Genomic DNA, 13,759 nt, shown 5'->3' on the forward strand with positions numbered 1-13,759 from the left:
ACGGTCTGCCCTTCGGAATCCTGCCCGTGCCCCCGCCCGCTTCCCGTCGACGCTTCCTGCAACTGGCCGGTGCTGGCCTCGCCGTCGCCGGCAGCGGGCTGCCGCAGCTCGGCCATGCCCAACCCGCGACAGCCGCCGCCCCCGCCCCCGCCCCCGCCGAAGGTGCGGTGCTGCTGAATTTCAACGAATGCCCCTACGGTCCCTCGCCCGCAGCCCAGCAGGCGGCACGCGACAGCATCGCCGGTTGCGGCCGCTACCGTTTCGCACTGGCCGGACAGGTGCGCGACGCCTTCATCGAACAGGCACGCATTCCGGCTGATCACGTGCGGTTGTATCCGGGTTCCAGCGAACCGCTGAACCGTGCCGCCGTGCTATGGACCGGCCCGCTGGCGGGACTGGTAGTCGCCGACCCGACCTTCGAGACGCTGGGCGAGGTCGCCGCCGCACACGGTGCGCACGTGCAGAAAGTGCCGCTGCGCGACGACGGCGCACATGACCTGCGTGCAATGGTTGCCGCCGCGCATGCACGCCCGACCGGACTGCTGTATGTGTGCAACCCGAACAACCCGACCGGCTCGATCAGCCCACCGGATGAGCTTGCCTGGCTGCTGGCCCACAAGCCCGCCTCCACCCGCGTGCTGCTGGACGAGGCCTACCTGCAGTACAGCGAGCAGCCGAGCCTGATTGCGCAGGTGGCGCAGCGCGACGACCTGATCGTGTTGCGCACGTTCTCCAAGCTTTATGGCATGGCCGGCCTGCGACTGGGCGTGGCGGCCGCGCATCCCGACCGCCTGCGCGAACTGGCCAGCCTGGGCGACAACCCGCTGCCCGTGCCGGCACTGGCCGCTGCACTGGCCAGCCTGCGCGATCCGCAGTTGATTCCTCAGCGCCGCCTGCAGAATGCCAAGGTGCGGCAGGCCACCATCGCGTGGCTGGGCAAGCGTGGTTTCAGCTGCGTGCGGTCGGAAGCGAACTGCTTCGTGGTCGACGTCCGGCGCGATGGCAGCGCGTTCGCCAAGGCAATGGCCGACAACGGCGTGGTGATCGGGCGAAGCTGGCCGATCTGGCCACAGCGCGTGCGCGTGACCGTCGGCACCGAAGAGGAGATGGCCGCGTTCCGCAATGCGTTCGCGAAGGTGGCCGGCGTACCGGCCTGACCCTGTTGGTGGGGGCGAACCCTGGTTCGCCCCATCCACGCATGGCGCGGATCTACTGTTGTGGGTGCCAACCGTTGGTCGGGGTGGGTGCCGACCGTTGGTCGGCACGCCATGGCGCTTACCAGCGCGGGGTCTTGGTCAACGGCGGAGCCTGGTGCTGACGGTCATAGGCGCGCAGCTCGTCACGGATGTGCGCGATGCGCTGGCGCCCCAGGGCGTTGCGGCTGTCATCCAGCACAACGCCATCCAGCAGCTCGGCCATGCGCTGCACGGTCGGCAGCATTTTCTCCCAGGCATCCAGCGCGGTCAGCGGCGCCGGCAGGGTCAGGAAGAAGGCGATGGCCGGGGTCTCCATGGCACGGATGTTGGCCATGTCGAAGCTGCCCGGCTTCATGATGCTGGCCATCGAGAAGATCGGGCCGCGCTCGGGGTGGCCTTCCACCAGGCGGTGGAACACGTTCATGTGGCCGAACACCAGGCCGGTCTTTTCGGCCGCCACCACGATGTCTTCGCCACGCAGCTGTTCGCCGGCCCGAGCGGCCACGAACAGCGAGACGATCTTGTCGAAGTCCTGGGTGGCGCGCTTGCCGAGGTCGCTGGCGCCCGGATCGGTTTCGCCCAGGCCGAGTTCGGCCTGCTCACCTTCCGTGCCCATGCCCGGTTCGACGCGGCCATCGGCCACGGTGACGCCGTCTTCGCCCAGCACCGGCTCGCGGCGCTCGCCGCTGTTCGGTTCCGCGCTTTCCACGCGGCGGCCCTGGGGCTTCTTCTTCGGACGGCCAAACAGGAAGATCGCGGCGATCAACAGCAGGCCGGCGGCCAGGATGCCGATGCGCAACAGTGCCGTGTCGGACATTCGATAGGTTCTCCGGCTAGTTCATTCAGGTAACTAGGATGGCACGTCAGGCCGCGCCCGCCAATCGCGCGGCTTCTTCCAGGTCCACGCTGACCAGGCGGCTGACGCCCGGCTCGCGCATGGTCACGCCCGACAGCTGGTGCGCGGCCTCCATCGTCGCCTTGTTGTGGCTGACGAACAGGAACTGCACCTTCTCGCTCATTTCCTTGACCATGTTGGCCAGGCGGCCGACGTTGGCTTCGTCCAGCGGCGCATCCACCTCGTCCAGCAGGCAGAACGGTGCTGGATTCAGCTGGAAGATGGCGAACACCAGCGCCACCGCAGTCATCGCCTTTTCGCCGCCGGACAGCAGCGAGATGCTGGACACGCGCTTGCCCGGCGGGCGCGCCATGATGGTCACACCGGTGTCGAGCAGGTCTTCACCGGTCAGCTCCAGGTAGGCGTGGCCACCGCCGAACAGGCGCGGGTACAGCGCCTGCACGCCGGCGTTGACGCGGTCGAAGGTGTCCTTGAAGCGGCCACGGGTCTCGCGGTCGATCTTGCGGATCGCATCTTCCAGGGTTTCCAGCGCCGTGGTCAGGTCGGTGTGCTGCGAATCCAGGTAGTCCGAGCGCTGCGACGCCTCACCGTACTCGTGGATGGCGGCCAGATTGACCGGCTCCAGCCGGCGCATGCGGCCATCGATCTGGTGCACGGCCTGCTCCCAGTCGCCCAGGCGGGCATCCTCGGGCAGCGCATTGAGCACGTCCTGCAGTACGAAACCGGCCTTCTCCACCGCCCCCTGCAGGGTCTCCGCGCTGAGCACCAGCGCCTGCTGGTCCAGCTTGCGCTGCGAAATGCGTTCGCGCTGGGCCAGCGCCTGTTCGTCGCGCTGGTGGCGGGTCTGTTCGTAGTTGCGCAGTTCGGCATCGATGCCGTCCAGCAACGTGCGCGCCTCGGTCAGCACGCGATCGGCGCGCACGCGCTCTTCCAGTGCATTCTGATGTTCGGCCTGCAGCGCTTCGACCGGCGAATCACCTTCATCCAGCTGCGAATGCAGTTCGCCCAGGCGCGAATCCAACTGCCCGCGCTGGGTACCCATGCGCTCCAGTGCCTGGCTCAGTGAGGCCAGCTGCGCCCGCTGCGATTCCAGGGTCAGGGCCAGCGAGTGCGACCGCTCGCGCACCGCACGTGCAGCGTCGCGCGCCAGGTCGCGGGCCTCGGTCAGCTGGCGGCGCTCGCCCTCCAGCCGCTGCCGGGTCGATTCCAGGTCGCCCATGCTGCTGACCGCGTTCTCCAACCGCGAGCGCGCCTCACGCGCCTGCTCGTTGTTGGCTTCCAGCGTGTCCTGCAGCTGCTTCAGCTCACCTTCGATGCGGTCGATGCGCGTGCGCGCGGCCTCCACCTTGCCCTGCTGGCCCTGCAGCTGGCCGGCCAGTTCAGAGACCGCGCGATGGGCCTGGTACAGCGCACGCTGCGCGTCTTCGCGCTGCTGTTCGGCGGCCTGCAACTGCTCACGGAAGCCTGCCAGCTGTTCCTCCAGCTCGGCCTCGCGGTCCTGCAGCTGCTCGATCTGCTCACGCAGTTCGTTGATCTCACGTTCGCGCAGCAGCGCGCCCTGCTGGGCCGCACCGGAACGCGATACGCGCAGCCAGCCCTGACCCAGGCGCTCGCCACTTTGGGTGATGATCGAATCGCCTTCCGGAAGGCTGGCCTGCAGCGCCTTGGCTTCGGCCAGATCCCTGGCACCGTGCAGGTGCGCCAGCAGGCGCCGGATCGCTGCCGGGCCACGCACGCGTGCAGCCAGCGAGGTCGGCGCGACCTTCAGGTCCGCGCCATCGTTGGCGACCAGTGCAATGTGGCCCTCGCCCAGTTCGCCCAGCGCGTCGACCAGGCTGGCCGGGTCATCGACCAGCACGCCTTCGATCAACTGGCCCAGCGCGCTTTCCACCGCGTTTTCCCAACCGGCATCGACATCCAGGCGTTCGCCGACACGTGCCGCCGAGTCCAGCCCACGCGCCTTCAGCCAGGCCACGGCAGCGCCCTGCTCCTGGCCCAGCGCGGCCTGCTGCAGGGTTTCCAGCGAGGCCAGGCGGCCACGCAGGCCGTTGACCTGCTTGCGCAGTTCGGCCAGTTCGTTCTGGCCATTCCGCTGCTGCTCCTGCACGGCCGCCACGCCCTGCTTGCGCAGCTCGACGTCTTCGCTCAATTCATCCAGCGCGGTCTTCTGCGTGTCGTGCTGCAGGTGCAGCTGCTCGAAGGCTTCTTCCAGCGCATCCACGTCCAGGCCGGCGCGTTCGGCGGCCAGGGCCTCGCGACGCCGGTCGGCGTCGAGGATCTGCTTGTCCAGGTAGTCCACGCGCGTGCGCTCGACATCGCCGGCGCGCGAGGCTTCCGAACTCTGCGAGGTGTGCTGTTCCCAGCGCTGCTGCCAGCTGGCCAGCCGCTCTTCAGCCTCACGCAGGCTTTCCTGCTTGATCTCGTTTTCTTCCTGCAGTGCTTCCAGCTGCGGAGTGGCGGCCTCCACCGCCTCGCGCAGCACCCTCAGTTTGGCCTCGTCGCCGCTGATGTGCTGGCCCAGTTCAGCCAGCGCCTGCTGGGTTTCATCGCGCGCCTTGTGCAGGCGCTGCGACAGCTCGCGCTGGTGCTGGATCTGCTGTTCCAGGCGCGCCAGCGTGCTGCCGACCTGGTAGACCGCCGCCTGCGCGGTGTTGAGCGCATCGGCGGCCTCTTCGCGGCGTACCCGCGAGGTCTCGATGCGGGCCTCGGCATCACGCTGGTCAGCGATCAGCTGTTGCAACCTGGTTTCTTCCTGCGACAGCCCTTCGCGCAGCTTCGACAGGCGCCCGTCGAGGCCACGGAATTCCAGCGCCTTCCATTCGGCATCCTTGACCCGGCGCTCTTCCTGCAGCGCCTGGTACTGCTCGGCCTGCTTGGCCTGGCGCTTGAGGTGCTCCAGCTGCTTGCTGATCTCGTCGCGCAGGTCGCCCAGCCGGTCCAGGTTCTCGCGGGTGTGGCGGATGCGGGTCTCGGTTTCCTTGCGGCGCTCCTTGTATTTGGAGATGCCGGCCGCCTCTTCCAGGTAGACGCGCAGGTCTTCCGGGCGTGCCTCGATGATCTGGCTGATCATGCCCTGCTCGATGATCGAGTAGCTGCGCGGGCCCAGGCCGGTGCCGAGGAACAGATCGGTGATGTCGCGGCGGCGGCACTTGGTGCCGTTGAGGTAGTAATTGCTGGTGCCGTCGCGGCTGACCGTGCGCTTGACCGAGATTTCGTTGAACGAGGCGTACTCGCCCGAGATCGTGTGGTCGGAGTTGTCGAAGATCAGCTCGACCGTGGCCTGCGAGACCGGCTTGCGCGCGTTGGACCCGGAGAAGATCACGTCGGTCAGCGAGTCGCCACGCAGGCGGCTGGCCGAGCTCTCGCCCATGACCCAGCGCACGGCGTCGATGATGTTCGACTTGCCGCAACCATTGGGCCCCACCACGCCGGTCATGTTGGTCGGCAGGTGCAGGGTGGTCGGATCGACGAACGACTTGAAGCCGGACAGCTTGATCGTGGAAAGACGCATAGGGGTTCCGGACTGGGGCCGGCAAGCGGCCTGCGTTTACCCTCCAAGCCATTGATCCTGTTGGGATCGATGCCCGTGGAACGGGTGTGACGCCCTGAGTATACCGATGTGGCCGTGTTCTACGAATGGGCGTGGAACATTGTCCAGCCCCACCCCGTCGGCCAGAGGTGGCCCGACACCACGAAACGGAGCCATAAAACAAAACGGGCACCCTTGCGGGCGCCCGTTCTGCGGTGATGCCAGGCCTTGCGGCGTGGGATCAGGCTTCGGCGACGACGACAACCTTGACGGTGGTCTCGACGTCGGCGTGCAGGTGGATCAGCACGTCGTACTCGCCGATGTTGCGGAAGGCGCCTTCGCCCAGGATGACTTCGCTCTTGCTGACCGGCAGGCCGGCAGCGGTGAAGGCATCGGCGATTTCGCGGGCGCCGACCGAGCCGTACAGCTTGCCTTCGGTCGAAGCGTTGGCCGGGATGGTCACGCTCGCGCCGTCCAGCTTGGCCTTGCGGGCGTCAGCTTCGGCGTGGATGGCCTGGGCCTTGGCTTCGTACTCGGCGCGCTTGGCTTCGAACTCGGCCTTGTTGCTCTCGGTGGCCGGCACGGCCTTGCCCTGCGGCACGAGGAAGTTACGGCCGTAGCCCGGCTTCACGTCGACCAGGTCGCCCAGGTTGCCGAGGTTGGTGACTTTCTGCAGGAGGATCAGCTGCATGGTATTGCTCCAGATGAGTTATTCGTTAGCGAGGCGATGCCCCGCAACAAAGGCTGTCCGAATAGCTGGCACAGCGGGGGCGGCACCGGGCCGCCCCGCCGGGCATCAGACGTCGTGGTTGTCGGTGTACGGGATCAGGGCCAGGAAGCGAGCGCGCTTGACGGCGGTCGCCAGCTGGCGCTGGTACTTCGACTTGGTACCGGTGACGCGGCTCGGCACGATCTTGCCGTTCTCGGTCAGGTACTGGCGCAGGGTGTTGAGATCCTTGTAGTCGATCTCCTTCACACCTTCAGCCGTGAACTTGCAGAACTTGCGGCGACGGAAGAACTTGGACATGGGAAGGCTCCTTAGGCGGCAGAAGCGGCGTCGTCGCCGGCTTCGTTGTCAGCGGTGGTGGTGGACTCGCCTTCTTCGTCGTCACGACGACGGCGCTCACCGCGCTCCGGCTTGTCACCCTTCTCGTCCTTGCTCTTCATGATCAGCGACTGCTCGGTGTCAGCCTCGTCACGCTTGATGACCAGGTTGCGCAGCACGGCGTCGTTGAAGCGGAAGCTCTCGGTCAGTTCGTTCAGAACGGCCTGGTCGGCTTCGATGTTCATCAGCACGTAGTGGGCCTTCACCAGGTTCTGGATCGGGTACGCCAGCTGGCGGCGACCCCAGTCTTCCAGACGGTGGATGGTGCCGTTGCCGTTCTCGACCAGCGACTTGTAGCGCTCGATCATGGCCGGGACCTGCTCGCTCTGGTCCGGGTGGACCATGAACACGATTTCGTAATGACGACTCATGTTTTTTCTACCTTTCGGATGTGGCCTCGCGGCCGGACAGCCCCCCGCCGTTGAGACCGCGGTGGGGCAAGGGTTCCCGCCGGGTAGGCAGGAAGCCGCGCATTATGGCGCAGATGGGGTGGCCGGGCAACCAGCGGGCCACGAGGCAACCTGAACCGGGGGGAGCACCCGGTGCCAACCAAGGTTGGCTGCTACCGGGCCCCGGGCGATCCATGACTCCGCCGGGAGCTATCCCAGGTCGACGTGAAGGCGATGCTGGCCGCATTCCAGGCACTGGAACAGGCAGCCGACCATCATCCCGTCCCGGCTCAGGTGCGCCAGCACCCAGTCGGCGTCGCGTGGATTGACCGCCGCCACATCGGGCCGGACCTGGTCGAGGATGGGCAGCAGGTCTTCGCTGCCGGCGAAGCCGAGGAAGGCGCAGGGCCGTTCGCAATGGCTCAACCAGACCGATTGCTGCCAGGACGAATAGCCCGGGGTGCGCTCGCAGATCTCCAGCAGCAGCTCACGGGCGATGGTCGGCGGCGGGTCGGCCGGATCCGGCGAAACCCCTTCAATATCGCTCCAGCCGGTGAATTCACCCTCGCAACTGGCCGCCGCCCTGCCGTCGGCAATACACCACGGGCACAGATACTCCGGCCGCAGGTGCGTGTAGAACGGCCCCCGGTAACGAAGCATCCGCGCCTGACCGCAGCAGTCACAGATTCCTTCGACCTCGTCGAAGGAGAGGGCGTAGGCGTTGGGGTGATAGGTGAAAAGCGGTCGTTCCATCCGTGGGGTCCCTGCCGAGCCCAGCGTGCCGGCCAAGGTCGGCACCTACCAGAGCACGCCTTGGCAGCGCAGGGCCATGCCCGGCGGCCGGCCGTCAGGCCTTGTCGGCGTCGGTGGTGAAGCTTTCACCGCAGCCACACTCGGCGGTGGCGTTCGGGTTGCTGAACGTGAACGTCTCGCTCAGGCCGTGCTTGCCGAAGTCGATCACGGTGCCGTCCACCAGCGCCAGGCTCTTGGCGTCGACGTAGATCTTCACGCCGTCCTGGTCGAACACGGTATCGCCCTCGCGCTCGTCGCGGGCCAGGTCGGTGATGTGACCCCAGCCGGAGCAACCGGTCTTGGTCACGCCGAAACGCAGGCCCAGCGCGCCGGGGGTCTGGGCGACGAAGCGCTGCACGCGCTCGAAGGCAATGGGGGTCAGGCTGACGGCCATGGGGCTACTCCAGAGGTACGGGGACATTATAAGGAGCCGTTGCCGCGAAAAATGCCTCGCAAGCAGAACGCTGCAACCGGTAAACTCCCGTGTTCACAGATCGAGTCGATCAGCAGAGGATTCAAGTCATGACGGTGGTCAGCGTTGAACATGCGCTTGCCGGGAAGATCCCGGAAGGCGGCGAAGTCACGGTACGCGGATGGGTGCGCACGGTGCGCGGTTCAGCGAATCTGGCTTTCGTGAATGTGAGCGACGGCTCCTGCTTCGCCCCGATCCAGGTCGTGGCCGGCGACAGCTTGGCCAACTTCGACGAGATCAAGCGCCTGACCAGCGGCTGCTCGGTCATTGCCACCGGCACCCTGGTGAAGTCGCAGGGCAAGGGCCAGTCGTTCGAGATCCAGGCCAGCGCACTGGAAGTGGTCGGCTGGGTCGAAGACCCGCTCACCTACCCGATCCAGCCCAAGCCGATGTCGCCTGAGTTCCTGCGCGAAGTGGCACACCTGCGCCCGCGCACCAACCTGTTCGGCGCGGTCACCCGCATCCGCAACTGCCTGGCCCAGGCCGTGCACCGTTTCTTCCACGAGAACGGCTTCAACTGGATCAGCACCCCGATCATCACCACCTCCGACGCCGAAGGCGCCGGCCAGATGTTCCGCGTGTCCACCCTGGACATGGTGAATCTGCCGCGTGACGAGAAGGGCGCGATCGATTTCAGCCGCGACTTCTTCGGCAAGGAAACCTTCCTGACCGTGTCCGGCCAGCTGAACGTCGAGGCCTACTGCCTGGCGCTGAGCAAGGTCTACACCTTCGGCCCGACCTTCCGCGCCGAGAACAGCCACACCACCCGCCACCTGGCGGAATTCTGGATGATCGAGCCGGAAATCGCCTTCGCCGACCTGGCTGAAGACGCACGCCTGGCCGAAGAGTTCCTGAAGTACCTGTTCCGCGCGGTGCTGAACGAGCGCAGCGACGACCTGGCCTTCATCGCCGAGCGCGTGGACAAGAACGCGATCACCAAGCTGGAAGACTTCATCAACGCGCCGTTCGAGCGCATCGACTACACCGATGCGGTCACCCTGCTGCAGAAGTCCGGCAGGAAGTTCGACTTCCCGGTCGAATGGGGCCTGGACCTGCAGACCGAGCACGAGCGCTGGCTGACCGAGGAACACGTCGGCCGCCCGGTGGTGGTGACCAACTATCCGGAGCACATCAAGGCCTTCTACATGCGCCTGAACGACGACGGCAAGACCGTCGCCGCGATGGACGTGCTGGCCCCGGGCATCGGCGAGATCATCGGCGGCAGCCAGCGCGAAGAGCGCCTGGACGTGCTGGATGCGCGCATGGCCCAGTTCGGCCTGGATCGCGAGCACTACAGCTGGTACCGCGATTTCCGCCGCTATGGTTCGGTGCCGCACGCCGGCTTCGGCCTGGGCTTCGAGCGCCTGGTGGTCTACGTCTGCGGGCTGTCCAACATCCGCGATGCGATCCCCTACCCGCGCGCCCCCGGCAGCGCGGACTTCTAAGCCCCACACGACCACGGAGGTACTGCCCCATGACCCTGTTCTTCGCCCTCTGTTTCGTCGGCGTTGCAGTGGCCGGGTTCAGTGCCTTCGTGATCTTCTGGCCGCTGACCCTGGTGCATGTGCGCGACCGCCATCCGGCGCTCGCCGAGCGCTTCGGCAGCGGCGCCTTCCTCAAGCCCGATGCCCTGGCCTGGTTGCTGCGCCGCGACTATCGCAATCAGCCGGACCGCTCGCTGTCCGGGCTGGCGACGCCGGCCTGGGTATCGCTGCTGACCTTGCTGGCCGGACTGGGCATGGCCGCCCTGCTCTGGCTGGCCTCGCTCTGGTAACACATCCATGAATGACATCACCGCCTCGCGCGACAGCTGGTGGCTGGCCAGCCTCGGCAACACCCTGATCTGGGCGCGCCTGCGCGTGCGCCCGGCCGGCACCGCCGAAGTGCTCGACAGCGATGGCAACACGCTGAGCTATGACAGCGAAGACACCGCCCGTTCGCAGCTGTTCGACGCCGAGTTCGTCGAGTACGACGGCCTGGACGAAGAAGACGCGCTGGTGCGCGGCTTCAGCCTGCACGAAGTGCAGCCGCCGCAGGCCGACAGCGACGAGGGCCTGCGTGGCCGCATGATCCAGTCGCTGGGCGGGCGCGCCTGAACCCAGCATGTTCACCCCGCGCGCCTTCGCCGAGACCGACCTGCTCTGGCTGGACCGCCTGCTGGCGCGCGATCCATTCGTCACCGTGCTCACCCCCGGCAGCGATGGCCTGCCGGAGCTGACCCGGATGCCGGTACTGTACCGGCGTGACGGCGAACAGATCGAACTGCGCGGCCACTGGGCCCGCGCCAACCCGCAGTCGCGCCACAGCGGCGCGGCCAAGGTGCTGGTCGACGGCCCGCACGGCTATGTCTCGGCCAGCTGGTACCCGGACAAGGAACCTGCGGCGCGGGTGCCGACCTGGAACTACGCCGCCGCCGAACTGCGTGGCCAGCTGCAGACCTTCGACGACACTGATGCGCTGGCCGAACTGGTCGGTACGATCAGCGACCGTTTCGAAGCCAGTGTCGGCCAGGCCTGGCAGTTCGATGCCACGCGTGCCGAACACGGCCCGGAGCTGCGCGCCATCGTCGGCTTCCGCTTCCAGGTCGAGCAGGTGCAGCTCAAGCTCAAGCTGAGCCAGAACCATCCCGACGCCAACCAGCGCGCCGTGATCGCCGAACTGGAACAGCTCGGCACCCCCTCTTCCACCGAGTTGGCGCAGTGGATGCGCTGGCACCGCGAACAGGCCGCCCGCAGCGACTGAACGCCCCAGATTCCCGCGACGACGCAGCCGGATGGCTGCGGCGCGCCCCCACCCGACGCCAGGGACCCGTACATGAAAGACATCCACAAGCTGCTGCAGAACAACCGCGACTGGGCCGACCGCATCGAGAAGGAAGACCCCGAGTTCTTCCACCAGCTGGCCAAGCAGCAGCACCCGGAATACCTGTGGATCGGCTGCTCCGATTCGCGCGTGCCGGCCAACCAGATCATCGGCATGGCCCCGGGTGAAGTGTTCGTGCACCGCAACGTCGCCAACGTGGTCGCCCACACCGACCTGAACTGCCTGAGCGTGGTGCAGTACGCGGTGGACCAGCTGAAGGTGAAGCACATCCTGATCGTCGGCCACTACGGCTGCGGCGGTGTGCATGCCTGCCTGCACAACACCCGCGTCGGCCTGGCCGACAACTGGCTGCGCCATGTGGGCGACGTGATGCAGAAGCACACCGGCATCCTCGATGCGATCGAGACCGATGAGCTCAAGCACGCTCGCCTGTGCGAACTGAACGTGATCGAGCAGGTTGCCAACCTGTGCCGCTCGACCATCGTGCAGGACGCCTGGGCCCGCGGCCAGAAGCTGATGGTGCATGGCTGGGTCTACAGCCTGAAGGACGGACGCGTGCGCGAGATGGGCATTGACGTCGGTTCGCAGGAAGAGCTGCAGCCGGCGTATGAAAAGGCCCTGTCCTACATTCCGCGCAAGGGCAAGCGCGACTGATCCCTTACGGATGACCACCATGCTCGCTTCGCCGATCAACCTGCACGCCTGGATCGAAGAAAACCGCCACCTGCTGAAGCCACCGGTGGGCAACAAGATGATCGACAACGGCGACTTCATCGTGATGGTGGTGGGCGGGCCGAACTCGCGTACCGACTTCCACTACGACGAAGGCCCGGAGTGGTTCTACCAGCTCGAAGGCGAGATGGTGCTGAAGGTGCAGGAAGACGGCGCGGTGCGCGACATTCCGATCCGCGCCGGCGAGATCTTCCTGCTGCCGGCAAAGGTGCCGCACTCGCCGCGGCGTCCGCCCGGTGGCATCGGCCTGGTGGTCGAGCGCAAGCGCCTGCCGCATGAGATGGACGGTGTGATCTGGCATTGCGAACACTGCAACCACAAGCTGCACGAAGAGTACTTCCCGCTGCAGAACATCGAAACCGATCTGCCCAAGGTGTTCGCGCGTTACCACGCCAGCCTGGAGCTGCGTACCTGCAGCCAGTGCGGGCACGTGGATCCGCTGCCGGTGCCTGCGGCGGGCTGAGCACCTGCCCCTGTAGAGCCGAGCCCATGCTCGGCTCTACAGGTTCGGCGGCAGGCACGCCGCCAAGCGCTACACTGGCGGTCCCGTTGCAGCCTGTTGCCCGACCATGTCCGACCTGCTCAGCCGCACCCACGCCATCGCCCTGGACGCCGCCGATCCGCTGCGCCCGCTGCGCAATGAATTCCTGATTCCGCGCCATGGTGGCGGCGAGCAGACCTACTTCGTCGGCAACTCGCTGGGGCTGCAGCCGCGTGGCGCACAGGCGGCCGTGCAGGAAGTGATGAAGCAGTGGGGCGAGCTGGCCGTGGAAGGCCACTTCACCGGCCCGACGCAGTGGCTGTCCTACCACCGTCTGGTGAGCGCGCAGCTGGCCCGCGTGGTCGGAGCATTGCCCAGCGAAGTGGTGGCGATGAACACGCTGAGCGTGAACCTGCACCTGATGATGGTCAGCTTCTACCGGCCAACGGCCGAGCGCCCGGTGATCCTGATGGAGGCCGGTGCATTCCCGACCGACCGTCATGCGGTGGAAGCACAGATCCGCTTCCATGGTTTCGACCCGGCCGAGTGCCTGGTGGAAGTGCAGCCGGACGAAGCCAACGGCACGATCTCACTGGCCGCGATCGAGCACGCCATTGCCGAACACGGCCCGCGCCTGGCGTTGGTGCTGTGGCCGGGCGTGCAGTACCGCACCGGCCAGGCTTTCGACCTCGATGCGATCACCCGTGCTGCCCGCCTGCAGGGCGCACGCATCGGCTTCGACCTGGCGCACTCGGTCGGCAACCTGCCGCTGCGCCTGCATGACATCGCACCCGACTTCGCCGTGTGGTGCCACTACAAGTACCTCAACAGCGGCCCTGGCGCGGTTGCCGGCGCCTTCGTGCACGAGCGCCACCATCGTGACACCAGCCTTCCGCGTTTCGCCGGCTGGTGGGGCCATGAAGAGTCCACCCGCTTCCAGATGGCACCACAGTTCACCCCGGCCATCGGCGCCGAAGGCTGGCAGCTGAGCAACCCGCCGATCCTCGGCCTGGCACCGCTGCGTGCCTCGCTGGAGCTGTTCGAGCGTGCCGGCATGGAGGCGCTGCGCAGCAAATCGCTGGCACTCACCGGCATGCTCGAAGCACTCGTACGCGCGCGCCTGCCGCAGGTGCTGGACATCATCACCCCGGCCGACCCGCAGCGTCGCGGCTGCCAGTTGTCGCTGCGCGTGATCGGGGGCCGCGAACGTGGCCGCGCACTGTTCGAACACCTGCGCGGCATCGGCGTGCTCGGCGATTGGCGCGAACCCGACGTGATCCGTATTTCGCCCACCCCGCTCTACAACCGCTACCTGGACGTGCACCACTTCGTCGAGGAAGTGGAAGCCTGGGCCGGCCTCTAAGCCGGTCCCTTCCCCTACTGC

The 13,759-nt window shown here is 66.8% G+C and carries 15 protein-coding genes; 8 read left to right on the plus strand and 7 right to left on the minus strand.

The features are described from left to right. The first annotated feature begins 26 nt into the window (after positions 1-26). Entirely contained in the window at positions 27-1,157 is a 1,131-nt protein-coding gene (locus tag ACTJJM_RS08700) for a pyridoxal phosphate-dependent aminotransferase (RefSeq protein WP_049455464.1), read from the plus strand. A 118-nt stretch (positions 1,158-1,275) separates the two neighbouring features. Here ACTJJM_RS08700 and zipA read toward each other — a convergent pair whose 3' ends face one another. The 7 genes from zipA to ACTJJM_RS08735 all read right to left on the minus strand — a co-directional run bounded on the left by zipA (position 1,276) and on the right by ACTJJM_RS08735 (position 8,261). After that, positions 1,276-2,013, minus strand: coding sequence for a cell division protein ZipA (zipA, locus tag ACTJJM_RS08705; protein WP_010480476.1), 738 nt, complete (start codon positions 2,011-2,013; stop codon positions 1,276-1,278). Positions 2,014-2,059: 46 nt separating this feature from the next. After that, positions 2,060-5,563, minus strand: coding sequence for a chromosome segregation protein SMC (smc, locus tag ACTJJM_RS08710; protein ID WP_227199668.1), 3,504 nt, complete (start codon positions 5,561-5,563; stop codon positions 2,060-2,062). Between the two features lie 259 nt (positions 5,564-5,822). After that, entirely contained in the window at positions 5,823-6,272 is a 450-nt protein-coding gene (gene rplI, locus ACTJJM_RS08715; protein WP_043398478.1) for a 50S ribosomal protein L9, read from the minus strand. Between the two features lie 105 nt (positions 6,273-6,377). Further along, complete coding sequence (gene rpsR, locus ACTJJM_RS08720; RefSeq protein ID WP_002804494.1) at positions 6,378-6,608, minus strand: 30S ribosomal protein S18; 231 nt, start codon at positions 6,606-6,608, stop codon at positions 6,378-6,380. A gap of 11 nt (positions 6,609-6,619) precedes the next feature. Further along, a complete protein-coding gene (rpsF, locus tag ACTJJM_RS08725) occupies positions 6,620-7,057 on the minus strand; it encodes a 30S ribosomal protein S6 (protein WP_006452997.1) in 438 nt (145 codons plus the stop codon). Between the two features lie 228 nt (positions 7,058-7,285). Continuing rightward, positions 7,286-7,828, minus strand: coding sequence for a CbrC family protein (locus tag ACTJJM_RS08730; RefSeq protein ID WP_049455467.1), 543 nt, complete (start codon positions 7,826-7,828; stop codon positions 7,286-7,288). 94 nt (positions 7,829-7,922) lie between these two features. Beyond that, positions 7,923-8,261 (minus strand): HesB/IscA family protein, encoded by a 339-nt coding sequence (locus ACTJJM_RS08735; protein ID WP_006376495.1) that lies wholly within the window; start codon positions 8,259-8,261, stop codon positions 7,923-7,925. A gap of 128 nt (positions 8,262-8,389) precedes the next feature. On the opposite strand from ACTJJM_RS08735, the gene asnS reads away from it, so the two are divergent. From asnS to kynU, 7 genes are all read left to right on the plus strand, one after another. Beyond that, entirely contained in the window at positions 8,390-9,784 is a 1,395-nt protein-coding gene (gene asnS / locus ACTJJM_RS08740; RefSeq protein WP_049455468.1) for an asparagine--tRNA ligase, read from the plus strand. Positions 9,785-9,813: 29 nt separating this feature from the next. After that, positions 9,814-10,113, plus strand: coding sequence for a hypothetical protein (locus ACTJJM_RS08745; protein ID WP_010480464.1), 300 nt, complete (start codon positions 9,814-9,816; stop codon positions 10,111-10,113). 7 nt (positions 10,114-10,120) lie between these two features. Further along, entirely contained in the window at positions 10,121-10,435 is a 315-nt protein-coding gene (locus tag ACTJJM_RS08750) for a hypothetical protein (protein WP_006453002.1), read from the plus strand. A 7-nt stretch (positions 10,436-10,442) separates the two neighbouring features. Next, positions 10,443-11,081: an FMN-binding negative transcriptional regulator gene (locus ACTJJM_RS08755; RefSeq protein ID WP_043398467.1), complete on the plus strand. Its 639-nt coding sequence runs from the start codon at positions 10,443-10,445 to the stop codon at positions 11,079-11,081. A gap of 72 nt (positions 11,082-11,153) precedes the next feature. Beyond that, positions 11,154-11,816 (plus strand): carbonate dehydratase, encoded by a 663-nt coding sequence (gene can / locus ACTJJM_RS08760; protein ID WP_010480460.1) that lies wholly within the window; start codon positions 11,154-11,156, stop codon positions 11,814-11,816. Between the two features lie 19 nt (positions 11,817-11,835). Then, entirely contained in the window at positions 11,836-12,357 is a 522-nt protein-coding gene (locus ACTJJM_RS08765; protein ID WP_029379697.1) for a 3-hydroxyanthranilate 3,4-dioxygenase, read from the plus strand. Positions 12,358-12,463: 106 nt separating this feature from the next. After that, entirely contained in the window at positions 12,464-13,738 is a 1,275-nt protein-coding gene (gene kynU, locus ACTJJM_RS08770; protein ID WP_043398461.1) for a kynureninase, read from the plus strand. The last annotated feature ends 21 nt before the right edge of the window (positions 13,739-13,759 follow it).

This window comes from Stenotrophomonas sp. 22692 (genome assembly GCF_052045015.1).
In the GTDB taxonomy this organism is placed as follows: domain Bacteria; phylum Pseudomonadota; class Gammaproteobacteria; order Xanthomonadales; family Xanthomonadaceae; genus Stenotrophomonas; species Stenotrophomonas geniculata.

Coding starts and splice junctions, on each gene's coding strand:
- zipA (WP_010480476.1), bottom strand. CDS start 2,013: ATGTCCGACACGGCACTGTTGCGCATCGGCATCCTGGCCGCCGGCCTG.
- can (WP_010480460.1), top strand. CDS start 11,154: ATGAAAGACATCCACAAGCTGCTGCAGAACAACCGCGACTGGGCCGAC.
- rpsF (WP_006452997.1), bottom strand. CDS start 7,057: ATGAGTCGTCATTACGAAATCGTGTTCATGGTCCACCCGGACCAGAGC.
- ACTJJM_RS08735 (WP_006376495.1), bottom strand. CDS start 8,261: ATGGCCGTCAGCCTGACCCCCATTGCCTTCGAGCGCGTGCAGCGCTTC.
- ACTJJM_RS08730 (WP_049455467.1), bottom strand. CDS start 7,828: ATGGAACGACCGCTTTTCACCTATCACCCCAACGCCTACGCCCTCTCC.
- ACTJJM_RS08745 (WP_010480464.1), top strand. CDS start 9,814: ATGACCCTGTTCTTCGCCCTCTGTTTCGTCGGCGTTGCAGTGGCCGGG.
- ACTJJM_RS08765 (WP_029379697.1), top strand. CDS start 11,836: ATGCTCGCTTCGCCGATCAACCTGCACGCCTGGATCGAAGAAAACCGC.
- rpsR (WP_002804494.1), bottom strand. CDS start 6,608: ATGTCCAAGTTCTTCCGTCGCCGCAAGTTCTGCAAGTTCACGGCTGAA.
- ACTJJM_RS08755 (WP_043398467.1), top strand. CDS start 10,443: ATGTTCACCCCGCGCGCCTTCGCCGAGACCGACCTGCTCTGGCTGGAC.
- ACTJJM_RS08750 (WP_006453002.1), top strand. CDS start 10,121: ATGAATGACATCACCGCCTCGCGCGACAGCTGGTGGCTGGCCAGCCTC.
- rplI (WP_043398478.1), bottom strand. CDS start 6,272: ATGCAGCTGATCCTCCTGCAGAAAGTCACCAACCTCGGCAACCTGGGC.
- kynU (WP_043398461.1), top strand. CDS start 12,464: ATGTCCGACCTGCTCAGCCGCACCCACGCCATCGCCCTGGACGCCGCC.
- asnS (WP_049455468.1), top strand. CDS start 8,390: ATGACGGTGGTCAGCGTTGAACATGCGCTTGCCGGGAAGATCCCGGAA.
- smc (WP_227199668.1), bottom strand. CDS start 5,563: ATGCGTCTTTCCACGATCAAGCTGTCCGGCTTCAAGTCGTTCGTCGAT.